General features: G+C 67.7%; 13 protein-coding genes and 1 tRNA gene. 3 read left to right on the forward strand and 11 right to left on the reverse strand.

Translation table 11 applies throughout. From position 1 onward, the window contains the following. The first annotated feature begins 7 nt into the window (after positions 1-7). Genes ADK64_RS23940 through ADK64_RS23950 form a run of 3 tightly spaced genes read left to right on the forward strand, consistent with a single transcriptional unit; the run spans position 8 to position 3,175 of the window. Positions 8-1,456 (forward strand): hypothetical protein, encoded by a 1,449-nt coding sequence (locus tag ADK64_RS23940; protein WP_053661896.1) that lies wholly within the window; start codon positions 8-10, stop codon positions 1,454-1,456. Further along, positions 1,453-1,989 (forward strand): Pycsar system effector family protein, encoded by a 537-nt coding sequence (locus ADK64_RS23945; RefSeq protein ID WP_053661897.1) that lies wholly within the window; start codon positions 1,453-1,455, stop codon positions 1,987-1,989. The genes ADK64_RS23940 and ADK64_RS23945 overlap by 4 nt, the downstream gene beginning before the upstream one ends. Positions 1,990-2,041: 52 nt before the next feature. Continuing rightward, the gene (locus tag ADK64_RS23950) at positions 2,042-3,175 is read left to right on the forward strand and encodes a M48 family metalloprotease (protein ID WP_053661898.1); all 1,134 of its coding nucleotides are present in this window, start codon (positions 2,042-2,044) and stop codon (positions 3,173-3,175) included. A 56-nt stretch (positions 3,176-3,231) separates the two neighbouring features. Here ADK64_RS23950 and ADK64_RS23955 read toward each other — a convergent pair whose 3' ends face one another. The 11 genes from ADK64_RS23955 to ADK64_RS24000 all read right to left on the reverse strand — a co-directional run bounded on the left by ADK64_RS23955 (position 3,232) and on the right by ADK64_RS24000 (position 16,563). Further along, entirely contained in the window at positions 3,232-7,131 is a 3,900-nt protein-coding gene (locus tag ADK64_RS23955) for a DNA-directed RNA polymerase subunit beta' (protein WP_053661899.1), read from the reverse strand. Between the two features lie 102 nt (positions 7,132-7,233). Next, positions 7,234-10,722, reverse strand: a complete 3,489-nt coding sequence (gene rpoB / locus ADK64_RS23960; RefSeq protein ID WP_053661900.1) for a DNA-directed RNA polymerase subunit beta — start codon at positions 10,720-10,722, stop codon at positions 7,234-7,236. Between the two features lie 258 nt (positions 10,723-10,980). Continuing rightward, positions 10,981-11,145: a hypothetical protein gene (locus tag ADK64_RS46080; RefSeq protein WP_159046322.1), complete on the reverse strand. Its 165-nt coding sequence runs from the start codon at positions 11,143-11,145 to the stop codon at positions 10,981-10,983. A 158-nt stretch (positions 11,146-11,303) separates the two neighbouring features. Further along, complete coding sequence (gene rplL, locus ADK64_RS23965; protein WP_053661901.1) at positions 11,304-11,693, reverse strand: 50S ribosomal protein L7/L12; 390 nt, start codon at positions 11,691-11,693, stop codon at positions 11,304-11,306. 116 nt (positions 11,694-11,809) lie between these two features. Next, positions 11,810-12,340 carry a 50S ribosomal protein L10 gene (gene rplJ, locus ADK64_RS23970; RefSeq protein WP_053661902.1) on the reverse strand — a complete coding sequence of 177 codons (531 nt, stop codon included), beginning with the start codon at positions 12,338-12,340 and terminating at the stop codon, positions 11,810-11,812. Between the two features lie 294 nt (positions 12,341-12,634). After that, positions 12,635-13,588, reverse strand: a complete 954-nt coding sequence (locus ADK64_RS23975; RefSeq protein WP_053661903.1) for a hypothetical protein — start codon at positions 13,586-13,588, stop codon at positions 12,635-12,637. A 166-nt stretch (positions 13,589-13,754) separates the two neighbouring features. Further along, positions 13,755-14,480, reverse strand: a complete 726-nt coding sequence (gene rplA / locus ADK64_RS23980; RefSeq protein WP_053661904.1) for a 50S ribosomal protein L1 — start codon at positions 14,478-14,480, stop codon at positions 13,755-13,757. Between the two features lie 80 nt (positions 14,481-14,560). Next, entirely contained in the window at positions 14,561-14,995 is a 435-nt protein-coding gene (gene rplK, locus ADK64_RS23985) for a 50S ribosomal protein L11 (RefSeq protein ID WP_018543896.1), read from the reverse strand. Positions 14,996-15,166: 171 nt separating this feature from the next. Beyond that, entirely contained in the window at positions 15,167-16,015 is an 849-nt protein-coding gene (nusG, locus tag ADK64_RS23990) for a transcription termination/antitermination protein NusG (protein ID WP_053661905.1), read from the reverse strand. A gap of 80 nt (positions 16,016-16,095) precedes the next feature. Further along, the gene (gene secE, locus ADK64_RS23995) at positions 16,096-16,383 is read right to left on the reverse strand and encodes a preprotein translocase subunit SecE (protein ID WP_053661906.1); all 288 of its coding nucleotides are present in this window, start codon (positions 16,381-16,383) and stop codon (positions 16,096-16,098) included. A gap of 107 nt (positions 16,384-16,490) precedes the next feature. Continuing rightward, positions 16,491-16,563, reverse strand: a tRNA-Trp gene (locus ADK64_RS24000). Positions 16,564-16,786 lie beyond the last annotated feature (223 nt).

A 16,786-nucleotide genomic window follows, 5' to 3' on the forward strand; every position in this document is an offset into this window, starting at 1 on the left:
AGACACCATGCCCTCCTTCCGGCAACCCGAGTGGCAGCAGCCCGCCGACCGGCACACACAGCTGGTCGACCCGGTGCTCACCGTGCGGCAGCTGTCGCGCTTCGAGTTGAACTTCCGATCCCTGGTCCGTATCGACCACGCGCTCGTCTTCTCCACCGCGAAGGGCTCCTACGAGGCCTATCTGCCGCCGCACCGGCCGACGCGCGCCGAGCTGACGGCCAAGCGCTACTCCGCCGTCTACGAGGTGGACATGGGCGTCCACCCCTGCACGTCGACGCTCGCGCTGCCGAGCGACAACGACGCCTTCGAGTTCACCGCCGAGGTCGACCTGTCCTGGCAGGTGCTGGATCCGGCCCGGTTCGTGGCGAGCGGGCACCGGGACGTGCCCGCGCTGGTGCTCGGCGAACTCCAGCAGGCGGCCCGCCCGGTGACCCGGCGTTTCCCGGTGGCGCGGAGCGCGTCGGCCGAACAGGAGCTGCTCCGGGCGGTGACCGTGCTGGGGCCGCTCGGGGCGACCGCCGGGCTCCAGGTCACCTGGACCCTGCGGCTCAGGCGCGACCAGGCCGACATCGAGCACCAGCAGCGGCTGCGGTCCATCGACCACTCCGCCACCGAACAGGCCTACGCGGCCCAGCGCGGCATGGACGTCGACGTCGAGGTCGACCGCCGGCTGCGCCAGCAGGACGCCCTGCAGATCGAGCGGGCCGTCTCGTACGGCGCCCAGCAGCACGAGCTGCTCCTGCAGCAGCAGCGCCAGCAGCACGAACTCGCTCTCCAACAGGGCCACCAGCAGGTGGAGTTGCAGCAGATCGAGGCCCAGAAGATCGCGTTCTACCAGTACCACCTCCAGCAGGGCGGTGTGCACACCTGGGCCCTCCATCTCGCCCAGCACCCGGAGGACTCCCAGCTGGTGATGTCCAGCATGCGCGAGGACCAACTCCGGATGATCCAGGCCCAGATGGACCTGGTGAAACAGTTGCTGAGCGGCGACACGGCCGAGAGCTACGAGCTGGAGGGCCCCAAGCAGCTGGCCCTGCGCACGGTCAGCGACATCCTCAACCAGCGCCTCCCGGGCGTCCCGCAGAACCCGCCCCTGCTGCCCGGGGCGCCGGGCTACGGCCCACCGCCGCAGGCGACTCCACCGGCACAGGCGCAGGCACAGGCACAGGCACCGGGAGCGATGCCGGTGGAGCCCGCGCCGCAGACGCAGCACCCCGCTCCTCCGGCGGCACCCGCTCCTCCGGCGCCCGCGAGCCCCCCGGGGATGCCCGGGCCGTACGCCACCCCCGCCTTTCCGCCGCTGCCGCCCCTGCCGCCCCAGCCCGCCTACGCCCCACCGCCCCCGGCCTGGCAGCCGCCTCCCGGGTACGGCACCACCCCGACGGTGCCGGAACCGGACGGCCCGAAGACGCCGGAGGCACCCGGCGCCGACGACACCGAGGGGAGCGCTCCATGACCGCCACGGATCCGGCACCGTCCCGCACCCCCACCACCTCCGACGCCGCTGCGCAGCTCTGTGCGCGGCTGCTCGCCGAGACGCGGAGCGAGATCGCGCACGCCGACAGCAAGGCCTCCGTCCTGGTCGCCGCGCTCGGGATGACCGCCGGGGTGTTCAGCGGTCTGCTCGCGGGGCGGAAGTGGACGCCGTCCGCGCTCTCCGGGCCGGGCACCGTCATGTGGTGGGCCGGGGCCCTCTCGCTGCTGCTCTCGCTGTTCGCCCTGCTGCTCGCCGTACTGCCCCGCTACCGGCTGGGCACATGGACGCCCGGGGAACCGCTGTCGTACTTCGGCGACATCCAACAGGCCGTCAGGCAGGGCCGGTTGGACGACGCCCTCGCCGACACCGAGCGCCGCCCCTCGGTCGCCCTGGCCCGTGCCCTCACCGAGAACAGCCGCATCGCCGCACGCAAACACCAGTGGATCCGCACCGGACTCATCGCCTTCTGCGCCGGCACGGTCCTGCTGCCCGCATCCCTGCTGATGGGCTGATCCGCCCCGCCCGCAACCGTCCCCACCGCCTGTGAAGGAACGAACCACTGCCATGACCCAGCCACCGCCGGACCGTCCCGAGCCACCACCGCCGTACCCGCAGACGCCTCCGCCGTACCCGCAGACCTCCGCTCCCCCGTACCCGCAGGCGGCACCGCAGTACCCGCAGGCAGCCCCGGCAGCTCCGCAGTACCCCACGTCGACGCCCCCCGTGCCGCCGGTCCCGGCCCAGCACCCGCACCACATCGACACCGACCGGGGCCGGGTCTTCCTCTCCGACAAGCAGCGCCGTACCGATTCCACGGCCGTGGGAAACCTGCTGCTGCACGTGCCCAACTTCCTGTGCAGCCTGTTCGTCGTCGCCCTGGTCTCGCTGTTCTTCGGCGACCTCGGCTTCGTCGTGGTGCTCGCCTGGCTCGTCAGCGGCGCACTCGTGTTCCACCGGCCCACCGAGAGCGCCCTCGCGCGCCATATGCTCCGGCTGCGCCACCCCACTCCGCAAGAACGCGCCACGCTCGAACCGGTCTGGCGTGAGGTCACGGCCCGCGCCGGAATCGAGGGCCGTACCTACGAGTTGTGGGTGGAGGACAGCGACAGCCTGAACGCGGTCGCGGCCGCCGGCCACATCGTCGGCGTCACCCGCTTCGCCATGAACCAGCTGCCCAACGGCGAACTGGCCGCCGTCATGGCGCACGAGCTGGGCCACCATGTCGGCGGCCACGCCTGGTCCTCGCTGCTCGGTTACTGGTACGCCCTGCCCGGCCGGGTCGCCTGGCGGGTACTGAAGGCCTGCTCCGGCCTGATGTTCAAGGTGTCGCGCGCCTTCGGCTGCTTCGGCGTCGGCTTCCTCGTACTGACCGTCGGCGCCGTCGCGCTGGCCACGGTCACCACGTTCTACGGCCTGCCGCTGCTGATCCTGGCCGTGCCGTACGCCCTGGCCGCCGTGGGCCGCCAGTCCGAGCTGCGGGCCGACGAGCACGCCGCCGCGCTGGGCTTCGCCCCCATGCTGGCGGCCGTACTCGACAAGATGCACCGGCAGGAGCAGTGGGAGCGGGCCCAGCTGGCCGCGCGCAGCGGTGGACGGCCGGCCGAGGAGAGCGCACTGGCCCGGCTGCTGTCGTCCCACCCCGACCACTGCACGCGGCTGCACCGTCTGCAGCCGTACCTCCAGCCACCGAGCAGCTGAACATGCCGAAGGGCGGCCACCCCGCAGTGGGAGTGGCCGCCCTTCATGCTGCTCGCTTACTGGTTGTACGGACCGTAGTCGTAGTCCTCCAGCGGAACGGCCTGGCCGGAGCCGGTGCCGAACGGCGAGTAGTCGATGTCGTCGTAGCCGACGGCCGAGTACATCGCGGCCTTGGCCTCCTCGGTCGGCTCGACCCGGATGTTGCGGTAGCGGGACAGGCCCGTACCGGCCGGGATGAGCTTACCGATGATGACGTTCTCCTTGAGGCCGATGAGGCTGTCGGACTTGGCGTTGATCGCCGCATCCGTCAGGACTCGGGTCGTCTCCTGGAAGGAGGCGGCCGACAGCCAGGACTCCGTCGCCAGCGAGGCCTTGGTGATACCCATCAGCTGCGGACGACCGGAGGCCGGGTGACCGCCCTCCTGGACCACGCGACGGTTCTCGGTCTCGAACTTGGAGCGCTCGACCAGCTCACCGGGCAGCAGCTCGGCGTCGCCGGACTCGATGATCGTCACACGGCGGAGCATCTGCCGGATGATGATCTCGATGTGCTTGTCGTGGATCGACACACCCTGCGAGTTGTACACCTTCTGGACCTCGCCGACCAGGTGGACCTGGACGGCACGCTGACCCAGGATGCGCAGCACGTCGTGCGGGTTGGTGGCACCCACGGTGAGCTGCTGGCCCACCTCGACGTGATCGCCCTCGCGGACCAGGACCTTGGCGCGCTTCGAGATCGGGAACGCCGTCTCGTCGCTGCCGTCGTCCGGCGTGACGATGATCTTCTTGGTCTTCTCGGTCTCCTCGATCCGCACGCGGCCGTTGGCCTCGGAGATCGGGGCGACACCCTTCGGGGTACGGGCCTCGAAGAGCTCGACGACACGCGGCAGACCCTGGGTGATGTCGTCACCGGCCACACCACCGGTGTGGAAGGTACGCATCGTCAGCTGGGTACCGGGCTCACCGATGGACTGGGCGGCGATGATGCCGACCGCCTCACCGATGTCGACCAGCTTGCCGGTGGCCAGCGAACGGCCGTAGCACATCGCGCAGGTGCCGACGGCGGACTCGCAGGTCAGGACCGAGCGGGTCTTGACCTCCTCGACGCCGTGCTTGACCAGCTCGTCGATGAGCACATCGCCCAGGTCGGTGTTGGCCGGGGCCAGCACCACACCGTCGACGACGATGTCCTCGGCCAGCGCACGTGCGTACACGCTGGTCTCGACGTCGTCCGCCTTGCGCAGCACGCCGTCCGCGCCGCGGTCCGCGATCTTGAGCTTGAGACCACGCTCGGTGCCGCAGTCCTCCTCGCGGATGATGACGTCCTGGGAGACGTCGACCAGACGACGGGTGAGGTAACCCGAGTCGGCGGTACGCAGGGCGGTGTCCGCCAGACCCTTACGGGCACCGTGCGTGGAGATGAAGTACTCCAGCACGGACAGGCCCTCACGGAAGGACGCCTTGATCGGACGCGGGATGGTCTCGTTCTTCGCGTTCGACACCAGACCACGCATACCGGCGATCTGCCGCATCTGCATCATGTTTCCTCGGGCACCCGAGTCAACCATCATGAAGATGGGGTTCGTCTTGGGGAAGTTCTCGTTCATCGCCTCGGCGACCTCGTTGGTCGCCTTGGTCCAGATCGCGATGAGCTCCTGCGTGCGCTCTTCCTTGGTGATCAGACCGCGCTCGTACTGCTTCTGGACCTTCTCGTCCTGCGCCTCGTAGCCCTTGACGATCTCCTTCTTCGCCTCGGGAACGACGACGTCGGAGATGGCCACGGTGACACCGGAACGGGTCGCCCAGAAGAAGCCGGCCGCCTTCAGGTTGTCGAGCGTCGCCGCCACGATGACCTTGGGGTAGCGCTCGGCCAGGTCGTTGACGATCTCGGAGAGCTGCTTCTTGCCCACCGAGTAGTCGACGAACGGGTAGTCCTCGGGCAGCAGCTCGTTGAAGAGCGCGCGGCCCAGGGTCGTGCGCAGCCGGAACGAGTCACCCTGCTGCCACTCGGGCTCGCCCTCCTCACGCGCCGGCGGGGTCCAGCCGCGCGGCGGGATGGTGCCCACCGGGAAGCGGATGTCCACGGCCGACTGGAGCGCCAGCTCGCCGGCGTCGAACGCCATGATCGCCTCGGCCGTGGAGCCGAACGCACGGCCCTCGCCCTTGACGTCACGCAGCTCGCCGTCGGTGGTGAGGAAGAACAGACCGAGGACCATGTCCTGGGTCGGCATCGTCACCGGGCGGCCGTCGGCCGGCTTGAGGATATTGTTCGAGGACAGCATCAGGATGCGGGCCTCGGCCTGCGCCTCCGCGGACAGCGGCAGGTGCACGGCCATCTGGTCACCGTCGAAGTCCGCGTTGAACGCGGTGCAGACGAGCGGGTGGATCTGGATGGCCTTGCCCTCGACCAGCTGCGGCTCGAAGGCCTGGATGCCGAGGCGGTGCAGCGTGGGCGCACGGTTCAGCAGCACCGGGTGCTCGGCGATGACCTCTTCGAGGACGTCGTACACGACGGTGCGGCCGCGCTCCACCATGCGCTTGGCGCTCTTGATGTTCTGCGCGTGGTTCAGGTCGACCAGGCGCTTCATCACGAACGGCTTGAAGAGCTCCAGCGCCATGGCCTTGGGCAGACCACACTGGTGCAGCTTGAGCTGCGGGCCGACGACGATGACGGAACGCGCCGAGTAGTCGACTCGCTTGCCGAGCAGGTTCTGGCGGAAGCGACCCTGCTTACCCTTCAGCATGTCGCTGAGGGACTTCAGCGGGCGGTTGCCCGGGCCGGTGACCGGACGGCCACGACGGCCGTTGTCGAAGAGGGCGTCAACAGCCTCCTGAAGCATGCGCTTCTCGTTGTTGACGATGATCTCCGGGGCACCGAGGTCCAGGAGCCGCTTCAGACGGTTGTTGCGGTTGATCACACGGCGGTACAGGTCGTTCAGGTCGGAGGTCGCGAAGCGGCCACCGTCCAGCTGCACCATCGGACGCAGGTCCGGCGGGATGACCGGGACGCAGTCCAGGACCATGCCCTTGGGGCTGTTGGACGTCTGCAGGAACGCGGAGACGACCTTGAGCCGCTTGAGGGCACGGGTCTTCTTCTGGCCCTTGCCGGTGCGGATGATCTCGCGGAGACGCTCGGCCTCCTCGTCGAGGTCGAAGGACTCCAGGCGCTTCTGCAGCGCCGCGGCACCCATCGAGCCGTCGAAGTACGTGCCGAAGCGGTCACGCAGCTCGCGGTAGAGCAGCTCGTCGCCCTCCAGGTCCTGGACCTTGAGGTTCTTGAAGCGGTTCCACACCTCGTCGAGACGGTCGATCTCGCGCTGCGCACGGTCGCGCAGCTGCTTCATCTCGCGCTCGGCGCCCTCGCGCACCTTGCGGCGCACGTCGGCCTTGGCGCCCTCGGCCTCCAGCTCGGCCAGGTCGGTCTCGAGCTTCTTGGCGCGGGCCTCCAGGTCGGAGTCGCGGCGGTTCTCGATGTGCTGACGCTCGACCGAGACGTGCGCCTCCAGGGAGGGCAGGTCGCGGGTGCGGCGCTCCTCGTCGACGTACGTGATCATGTACGCCGCGAAGTAGATGACCTTCTCGAGGTCCTTCGGCGCCAGGTCCAGCAGGTAGCCGAGGCGCGAGGGGACACCCTTGAAGTACCAGATGTGCGTGACGGGCGCGGCGAGCTCGATGTGGCCCATCCGCTCACGGCGCACCTTGGCGCGCGTGACCTCGACGCCACAGCGCTCGCAGATGATGCCCTTGAAGCGGACTCGCTTGTACTTGCCGCAGTAGCACTCCCAGTCCCGGGTCGGACCGAAGATCTTCTCGCAGAAGAGTCCGTCCTTCTCGGGCTTGAGGGTGCGGTAGTTGATGGTCTCGGGCTTCTTGACCTCGCCGTGGCTCCACTGACGGATGTCGTCAGCGGTGGCCAGGCCGATCCGGAGCTCGTCGAAGAAGTTGACGTCGAGCACTATGCGTCAATCCCTCTCAGGGTCGAAAGTCTGTGGTCTGAAACGGGGGCCTGGGGGTCGGCGGGGGCCACGCACGGTGGCGAGGCCCCTGCCGGACTCCCGTCAGACCTCTTCGACGCTGCTCGGCTCGCGCCGGGACAGGTCGATACCGAGCTCCTCCGCAGCGCGGAAGACGTCCTCGTCGGTGTCGCGCATCTCGATGGACATACCGTCGCTGGACAGCACCTCCACGTTCAGGCAGAGCGACTGCATCTCCTTGATGAGCACCTTGAAGGACTCGGGGATGCCGGGCTCGGGGATGTTCTCGCCCTTGACGATGGCCTCGTAGACCTTCACGCGGCCGGTGACGTCGTCGGACTTGATGGTCAGCAGCTCCTGGAGGGCGTAAGCGGCGCCGTACGCCTCCAGCGCCCACACCTCCATCTCACCGAAGCGCTGGCCGCCGAACTGCGCCTTACCACCCAGCGGCTGCTGGGTGATCATCGAGTACGGACCGGTCGAGCGGGCGTGCAGCTTGTCGTCGACCAGGTGGTGCAGCTTCAGGATGTACATGTAGCCGATGGAGATCGGGTCCGGGAACGGCTCACCGCTGCGGCCGTCGAACAGCCGCGCCTTGCCGGTCGGCTGCACCAGGCGGTCGCCGTCACGGTTGGGGATGGTGTGCTGGAGCAGACCCGCCAGCTCGTCCTCGCGGGCACCGTCGAAGACCGGGGTCGCGACGTTGGTGCGCGGGGCGACCTGGTCGGCGCCGATGGCCTGGAGACGCTGGGCCCAGTCGTCGGCGAGGCCGGAGACGTCCCAGCCGCGGCTGGCGAGCCAGCCGAGGTGGATCTCCAGGACCTGTCCCGGGTTCATTCGGGACGGGACACCGAGCGGGTTGAGGATGATGTCGACCGGGGTGCCGTCCTCCAGGAACGGCATGTCCTCGATCGGCAGGATCTTGGAGATGACACCCTTGTTGCCGTGACGGCCGGCAAGCTTGTCACCGTCGGTGATCTTGCGCTTCTGCGCGACGTAGACGCGGACCAGCTGGTTCACGCCCGGCGGCAGCTCGTCGCCCTCCTCGCGGTCGAAGACGCGCACACCGATGACCTTGCCGGTCTCGCCGTGCGGCACCTTCAGCGAGGTGTCACGGACCTCACGGGCCTTCTCACCGAAGATCGCGCGCAGCAGGCGCTCCTCGGGGGTCAGCTCGGTCTCACCCTTCGGGGTGACCTTGCCGACGAGGATGTCACCGGCGTCGACCTCGGCACCGATGCGGATGATGCCGCGCTCGTCCAGGTCGGCGAGGACCTCCTCGGAGACGTTCGGGATGTCCCGGGTGATCTCCTCGGGGCCGAGCTTGGTGTCACGGGCGTCGACCTCGTGCTCCTCGATGTGGATCGAGGAGAGGACGTCGTCCTGCACGAGGCGCTGCGACAGGATGATCGCGTCCTCGTAGTTGTGCCCCTCCCACGGCATGAACGCCACGAGCAGGTTCTTGCCGAGGGCCATCTCACCGTTCTCGGTGGCCGGACCGTCGGCGAGGACCTGGCCCTCGATGATCCGGTCGCCCTCGTTGACGATGACCTTCTGGTTGACCGAGGTGCCCTGGTTGGAGCGGAAGAACTTGTGCAGGCGGTACGTGATGTACGTGCCGTCGTCGTTGGCGGTGGTGATGTAGTCCGCGGAGACCTCCTGGACCACACCGTCCTTCTCGGCCTTGACCGCGTCGCCGGCGTCGACCGCGGAGCGGTACTCCATGCCGGTGCCGACGAGCGGCGCCTCGGACTTAATCAGCGGCACGGCCTGGCGCATCATGTTCGCGCCCATGAGGGCACGGTTGGCGTCGTCGTGCTCGAGGAAGGGGATCATGGCCGTCGCGACCGACACCATCTGGCGCGGCGAGACGTCCATGTAGTCCACGTCCTCGGGGGCGACGTAGTCGACCTCGCCGCCACGGCGGCGGACCAGGACACGAGCCTCCGCGAACCGCATCTCGTCGTTCAGCGGGGCGTTGGCCTGCGCGATGACGAAGCGGTCCTCCTCGTCGGCGGTCAGGTAGTCCACCTCGTCGGTGACCACACCGTGCTCGTCGACCTTGCGGTACGGCGTCTCGACGAAACCGAACGCGTTGACCCGGCCGTAGGAGGCGAGCGAGCCGATCAGACCGATGTTCGGGCCTTCGGGCGTCTCGATCGGGCACATGCGGCCGTAGTGCGACGGGTGAACGTCACGGACCTCGAAGCCGGCCCGCTCACGGGAGAGACCACCCGGGCCGAGGGCGTTCAGACGACGCTTGTGCGTCAGCCCCGACAGCGGGTTGTTCTGGTCCATGAACTGGGACAGCTGGCTGGTGCCGAAGAACTCCTTGATGGAGGCGACGACCGGCCGGATGTTGATCAGGGTCTGCGGCGTGATCGCCTCGACGTCCTGGGTGGTCATGCGCTCGCGCACGACGCGCTCCATACGGGCGAGACCCGTACGGACCTGGTTCTGGATCAGCTCGCCGACGCTGCGGATGCGGCGGTTGCCGAAGTGGTCGATGTCGTCGGTCTCGACCATGATCGAGCGGCCGGACTCGCCGGTCGTCTCGGTCTCACCGGCGTGCAGCTTCACCAGGTACTTGATGGTGGCGATGACGTCGTCGGTGGTGAGCACGCCGGCGTCCAGCGGCTCGTCCGCGCCGAGCTTCTTGTTCACCTTGTAGCGGCCGACCTTGGCGAGGTCGTAGCGCTTCGGGTTGAAGTAGAGGTTCTCGAGCAGCGTCTGCGCGGCCTCGCGCGTGGGGGGCTCGCCCGGACGCAGCTTGCGGTAGATGTCGAGCAGCGCGTCGTCCTGGCCCTGGGTGTGGTCCTTCTCCAGGGTGGCGCGCATCGACTCGTAGTCGCCGAACTCCTCGAGGATCTGCTCGGTCGTCCAGCCGAGCGCCTTGAGCAGCACGGTGACCGACTGCTTGCGCTTGCGGTCGATGCGGACACCGACCATGTCGCGCTTGTCGATCTCCATCTCCAGCCAGGCACCCCGGGACGGGATGATCTTGGCGGAGAAAATGTCCTTGTCGGACGTCTTGTCGATGGAGGAGTCGAAGTAGACACCGGGGGAACGGACCAGCTGCGACACCACGACACGCTCGGTGCCGTTGATGACGAAAGTGCCCTTGTTCGTCATGAGCGGGAAGTCGCCCATGAAGACCGTCTGGGACTTGATCTCACCGGTCTCGTTGTTGGTGAACTCGGCGGTGACGAAGAGCGGGGCGGCGTACGTGAAGTCGCGCTCCTTGCACTCGTCGATGGAGTTCTTCGGCGGCTCGAAGCGGTGGTCCCGGAACGTCAGGGACATCGACCCGGAGAAGTCCTCGATCGGGGAGATCTCCTCGAAGATCTCCTCCAGACCGGACTTGGTGGGGACGTCCTGACCGTTCTCCAGAGCCTCCTCGACCCGACTCTGCCAAGCGGTGTTGCCGAGCAGCCAGTCGAAGCTCTCGGTCTGCAGCGCGAGCAGGTTCGGAACCTCGAGAGGCTCCTTGATCTTTGCAAAGGAGATGCGCAGCGGGGCGGTGCTGGCGCCGTTGTTCGTATTCGCGGTCGAGGCATTGCGCGAGGCGGCCAAGAGGGGGTCCTTCCGAGGGCTCGGACTCACTACGCGCGTGCCGGCCCCTCTCCCACGCACAGAGACAGAAGCCCCAGGTCAGGGGAGCTTTTGTCATCGGTGCTCGAGTGAGGGCAGACCCCTGGTGACGGGCAGGGGACAGCTAACAGGCAGCGCAAAGGGTCAGTGTAGCCACTTGGCACACTGATGTCCAGTCCCGGGTTTCAGAGACCCTCGTTGTTCTCAACGCCTTCGTCAACGCCCTCGGCATGCCTGCCCTCAACGCACGTTGATACTGCCCTCTTCGTCGCCGATCCATGCCTCGGATTCGGATCCTTGTGACGACGCGTCCTGAGAATTGCGCGCTGCGTGCGGTTCGTCAAGGCCCCCCAGTCCGAAGCGGGCGGTCCGCGGACGGTCCGGAGACACGATGAAGATCACCATACCCCTCGCGGTAGCGAGTGCAAGGCAACCTCGGTCGGGCCCGCCGGAGACGCCGAAGAGCGACCACCCGGATGGATGATCGCTCTTCGGTGCGTTCGCGTTACAGCCCTACAGGGCTGCTTTCGGCGCGCCTTCGGGTCCTGCGGACCCGAGAGGTGTTACTTGACCTCGACGGAGGCGCCAGCGGCCTTGAGGGACTCGGCGGCCTTCTCAGCGGCCTCCTTGTTGACCTTCTCGAGAACCGGCTTCGGGGTGCCGTCGACGAGGTCCTTGGCCTCCTTCAGACCCAGCGAGGTCAGCTCACGCACGACCTTGATGACCTGGATCTTCTTGTCGCCGGCGCCGGTGAGGACGACGTCGAACTCGTCCTTCTCCTCGACGGCCTCGGCGCCCGCACCGGCACCAGCGGCGCCGGCAACGACGACCGGGGCGGCGGCAGCGGCGGTGACGTCGAACTTCTCCTCGAAGGCCTTCACGAACTCGGAGAGCTCGATGAGGGTCATCTCCTCGAACTGGGCAAGCAGCTCGTCCTGGGTGAGCTTCGCCATGATGGCGGTCCTTCCACTCAATCGGCAGGTGCCGGATGTACTGGATGTGGCGGGCGTACGTCGGCCCGCTGAGACCCTCGCCGCGTCATGCGGCCAGGATCAGAAAGCGAGCCGAATTACTCGGCACCGCCCTGCTCGGCCTGCTTGGCGCGAAGCGCGTCCACGGTGCGGACGAGCTTCGACGGCAGCGCCTGGAAGAGCGAAGCAGCCTGGGACTGCTTGCCCTTGAAGGCACCGGCCAGCTTGCTGAGCAGAACCTCGCGGGACTCGAGGTCCGCAAGCTTCTTGATCTCGTCGGCGGACAGCGCCTTGCCGTCAAGGACACCGCCCTTGATGACGAGATTCGGGTTGTCCTTGGCGAAGTCACGGAGACCCTTCGCCGACTCCACCGGGTCACCGGTGACGAAGGCGACAGCCGTCGGACCGTTGAACAGGTCGTCCAGCGTCGTGATCCCGGCCTCGTTGGCCGCAATCTTGGTCAGCGTGTTCTTCACCACGGCGTACTGCGCGTTCTCACCGAGCGACCGGCGCAGCGTCTTGAGCTGCGCCACGGTGAGACCGCGGTACTCGGTCAGCACGGCAGCGTTGGAGTTGCGGAACTGCTCCGTCAACTCGGCCACTGCGGCAGCCTTGTCGGGCCTCGCCATAGAGCCTCGGCCTCCTTCCGGGTGATTCTGACCGCGCGGACCCGAAGGAGGACTGGGGAAACGAAACGCCCCGGCGCAGGCGCACGGGGCGGACTCGACCGGCTGCACACACGAAGAGCGCGTGCTCCGGGAGTTCTTCCACTGACACCTGCGCGGGTCGTCCACTTTTCAGCGGATCCTTCGGCCACCGCACCCTCGTTCGAGTGCACGGCAACGACCAGCGGTCTTTGGCTTCTGTAGGAGAGTACGGGACCGGGGCGCACTCGAGCAAATCGGGCCCCGGTCCCGGTGGGATCAGGAGCTGACGGCGGTGCCGGCCCCGGGGACGCCGATGGTGGAGCCGGTCGAGCTGTTCGCCGACCCGGGGGTTCCGAGGGACTTCAGCAGGTCCTTGAAGTCCTTGGTGTCGGCGGCCGGGGGCACCTCGGTGGAGACCGGCACGCCGTAGTCGCTGTAGGAGTTGGTGACCTGCAGGGGGCCCTGCTTCGTGTCGGCCTTGGAGACCGACTTGACCAGGAGACTCTGGCCGTTGAGCCAGATGTCCACCCGCTCGGTGGTGATGCCCGCCTCGTTGAGCTGCTTCTTCACGGCGGCCAGCTGGTCGGCGGTGAGCTGCCTGTTCCGGCCGGCGAGGTCTGCGACGTCGATCGTGCCCGCGTAGTGCGTGGCGCGCACTCCGGAGACCGTGTCCTCGCCCACCTTCTTCACGTCCCCGGAGGCGAGCAGCAGCTTCACCGACTGGTTCGGCGTGCTGTGCTGCAGCTGGCCCTTCATGGACGCGCCGGATCCGCCGGTGGACTTGGCGTAGTCCTCGTACGAGTACTTCAGCCAGTGCTTGCCGGCCATGCGCTGGGCGAACTGGTCGTTCATCCTCACGTAGAGGGCGTCCGGCAGGAAGCGGCCCTCGATGCTCGGCATGCCGATCCTGCGCATCCCCTCGGCCAGCTTGCCGCCGGTGTAGGTGAGGGTGAGGTCGCCCGTGGTGCCGTGGTGCCAGCTGACCGCGCCGCTCATCGTCGTCGTGACGGCGCCGCCGAGGGACATGACGGAGCGCACCTTGGCCGAGTCCGCCTTGTCCGTGGACTGCTCGGCGGAGCGCAGCGCGGCGATGGGGCTGACCCGGACCACGGGCTGGCCGGCTGCCTTGTCGCCCTTCCCGGCGCCCGCGGAGCCGCAGGCGGCCACCCCGGTCAGCGCGGCGACCACCGCGAGGGAAAAGGTCGCCCGGCGCACGATCGTGCTCTTCATGTCTCGTCCCACCCCTGTTGCGAGTCCTGTGCCTGCACGCTAGTCCAGGGCACTGACAGTCGTACGAAAGTTCGCACAAAGAAAGGACGGGCCCCGCACCTCGAAGGTTGCGGGGCCCGCCCTCTGTCACGCGTACCTGACGCGGCTACCGGGATGAGCGCGGGGCTCAGACGGCGGCCGGGTCCTCCTCGGTGAGGAGGTTACGGGTGCGGTTCGGGTCGACCGGAATGCCGGGGCCCATCGTGGTGGTGATGGCGGCCTTCTTGATGTAGCGACCCTTGGCGGCGGACGGCTTCAGACGGAGGATCTCCTCCAGCGCGGCGCCGTAGTTCTCCACCAGCTTGTCGTCCTCGAAGGACGCCTTGCCGATGATGAAGTGCAGGTTCGAGTGCTTGTCGACGCGGAACTCGATCTTGCCGCCCTTGATCTCGGTCACAGCCTTGGCGGTGTCCGGGGTCACGGTGCCGGTCTTCGGGTTCGGCATCAGACCACGCGGGCCGAGGACGCGGCCGAGGCGGCCGACCTTGCCCATGAGGTCCGGGGTGGCGACGACGGCGTCGAAGTCCAGACGGCCCTTCGCCACCTCGTCGATCAGCTCGTCGGCGCCGACGATGTCGGCGCCCGCGGCACGCGCGGCCTCGGCACGGTCACCGGTCGCGAAGACCAGGACCCGGGCGGTCTTACCGGTGCCGTGCGGAAGGTTCACGGTGCCACGGACCATCTGGTCGGCCTTGCGCGGGTCGACACCCAGGCGGAAGGCGACCTCGACGGTGCCGTCGAACTTGGTCGTGGAGGTCTCCTTGGCGAGACGGACGGCCTCGAGCGGGGCGTACAGCTTCTCCCGGTCGATCTTGGCGTCCGCAGCGCGGAGAGCCTTGCTGCGCTTGCTCACAACTGCTCCTGTGTGTTCTGAAAGGAGTCGTGGTTACGGGCCGAGCAGGCCCTGCCACGTCTTGCTTTGCGGGGTTGAGGTCAGCCCTCGACCGTGATGCCCATGGAACGGGCGGTGCCGGCGATGATCTTCGACGCGGCGTCCAGGTCGTTGGCGTTGAGGTCGGGCATCTTGGTCGTGGCGATCTCGCGGACCTGCGCCTCGGTGATCTTGGCGACCTTGGTCTTGTGCGGCTCGCCGGAGCCCTTCTCGACACCCGCGGCCTTGAGGATCATCTTCGCGGCCGGCGGCGTCTTGGTGACGAAGGTGAAGGAACGGTCCTCGTAGACCGTGATCTCCACCGGGATGACCCAACCGCGCTGCGACTCGGTCGCGGCGTTGTAGGCCTTGCAGAACTCCATGATGTTGACGCCGTGCTGACCGAGCGCGGGGCCGACCGGCGGGGCCGGGTTCGCCGCACCGGCGTTGATCTGGAGCTTGATGAGCCCCGTGACCTTCTTCTTCTTGGGAGGCATAGCTCTCCGGGTCCTTTCGATTCGGGTCCATGCCCGCGCGAGGATCGCGATCCTGACGCAGGCATACCGCACAACGATAACGGGTATGGATGCGCGGCTAAAAACCGAGCAGGTCAGACCGGCTGTGGGCAGCCCGCCTGACCTGCGCGGAAGCGGTACGTCCAGAAAGAACTAGTTCTTCTGGATCTGGTCGAAGGAGAGCTCGACCGGCGTCTCGCGACCGAAGATCTCCACCAGGCCCTTGACCTTCTTGGAGTCGGGGTTGATCTCGTTGATGGTCGCCTGCAGCGTGGCGAACGGGCCGTCGGTGACGGTGACCGAGTCGCCGACCTCGAAGTCCAGCACCTGGACCTCGACCTTGCGCTGCGGAGCGGGCTTGCCCTCGGCCTCGGCGGCCTCGCGGGCGGCCTTCTCCTCGGCCTCCGGGGCGAGCATCTTGACGATCTCGTCCAGGGTCAGCGGGTACGGGTCGTAGGCGTTGCCGACGAAGCCGGTGACACCCGGGGTGTTGCGGACGACGCCCCAGGACTCGTTGGTCAGGTCCATACGGACCAGGACGTAACCCGGCAGCTTGTTCTGCTTGATCGTCTTGCGGTCGCCGTTCTTGATCTGGACGACCTCTTCCTGCGGCACCTCGGCCTGGAAGATGTAGTCCTCGACGTTCAGCGAGACGGCGCGCTGCTCCAGGTTGGTCTTCACGCGGTTCTCGTAACCGGCGTAGGTGTGGATCACGTACCACTCGCCGGGCAGGGTGCGCAGTTCCTCGCGCAGGGCCTCGACGGGGTCGACGGGCGCGGCAGGCTCCTCCTCGGCGGCCTCCGCGACGGCGGCGGCCTCCTCCTCGGACTCCTCGGCCTGGTCCTCGTCCTCGACGTGCAGCGCGGCCTCTTCGGCCGGCTCGCCGGCGTCGGCCTCGGCAGCCTCGAACTCGTCCTGCTCGTCCGCGCCCTCGACGATGTCGAGCTCGTCGTCCACCGTCTCGTCCGGCTCGATGGCGTCGTTCAGGTTCGGGTCAGACACGATGGCTGCTTCTTCCTGGATACATAGGGGTGGAACATGCGAAAACGGGCGCCGGTACCACGGCGCCCTTCGCTCTTGGCTCAGCCGAAGACGTACTTGGCCGCGTGGTTGAGCCCATAGTCAATCACGGTCACCAGGGCGATCATGATGGCGACGAAGAAGATCACCACAGTGGTGTACGACGTCAGCTGGTTGCGAGTCGGCCAGACGACCTTGCGGAGTTCCGCGACGATCTGGCGGTAGAAGGTGGCCAGGCGCTTCAGCGGGCCCTTCTTGGCACGCTTGCCGCCCTTGCGGGCCTTCTTCTTGGACTCGGACACCTCGTCCTGGGCATCAGGCGTATCGATGGAGCCCACGGCGTCCGTCATGCGTCCTCACCTGATCCCGGGTCGTGGCCGTGCCGCGCCCGGTTTCTGAGCCGCACGGCGGTGCATTGCTGAACGTACATGCGCACACATCCTGGCGGTGTGTGTAGCAGGGCCGGAGGGACTTGAACCCCCAACCGCCGGTTTTGGAGACCGGTGCTCTACCAATTGAGCTACGACCCTTTGTGTGTCCCCCAACGTACCGCATCCGGCTCGGTGCTCGGTGTGCACCGGTGGCGGCGGCTGCTGAAAGCCAACGAGGAGTGAGTGTACGTGGTCCACGGCCCGGCGTCGAACAGAAAGTGCCCGTCCGGGGCCGTTCGGCCAAAGATCGTCCTGGCAGGAGCCCGGATTCGGACCCGTGTTCAGGTCCCGCCCCCTGGTTGTTCAGTCTGTGAAACCCGCG

The sequence above is a fragment of the Streptomyces sp. MMG1121 genome, assembly GCF_001280015.1.
Taxonomy (GTDB): Bacteria; Actinomycetota; Actinomycetes; order Streptomycetales; family Streptomycetaceae; genus Streptomyces.

Excerpts from the sequence above, each read along its gene's own strand:
- rplK (WP_018543896.1), bottom strand. The coding sequence starts at position 14,995 with ATGCCTCCCAAGAAGAAGAAGGTCACGGGGCTCATCAAGCTCCAGATC.
- rplJ (WP_053661902.1), bottom strand. The coding sequence starts at position 12,340 with ATGGCGAGGCCCGACAAGGCTGCCGCAGTGGCCGAGTTGACGGAGCAG.
- rplL (WP_053661901.1), bottom strand. The coding sequence starts at position 11,693 with ATGGCGAAGCTCACCCAGGACGAGCTGCTTGCCCAGTTCGAGGAGATG.
- ADK64_RS46080 (WP_159046322.1), bottom strand. The coding sequence starts at position 11,145 with ATGGTGATCTTCATCGTGTCTCCGGACCGTCCGCGGACCGCCCGCTTC.
- ADK64_RS23975 (WP_053661903.1), bottom strand. The coding sequence starts at position 13,588 with ATGAAGAGCACGATCGTGCGCCGGGCGACCTTTTCCCTCGCGGTGGTC.
- ADK64_RS23950 (WP_053661898.1), top strand. The coding sequence starts at position 2,042 with ATGACCCAGCCACCGCCGGACCGTCCCGAGCCACCACCGCCGTACCCG.
- secE (WP_053661906.1), bottom strand. The coding sequence starts at position 16,383 with ATGACGGACGCCGTGGGCTCCATCGATACGCCTGATGCCCAGGACGAG.
- ADK64_RS23945 (WP_053661897.1), top strand. The coding sequence starts at position 1,453 with ATGACCGCCACGGATCCGGCACCGTCCCGCACCCCCACCACCTCCGAC.
- ADK64_RS23940 (WP_053661896.1), top strand. The coding sequence starts at position 8 with ATGCCCTCCTTCCGGCAACCCGAGTGGCAGCAGCCCGCCGACCGGCAC.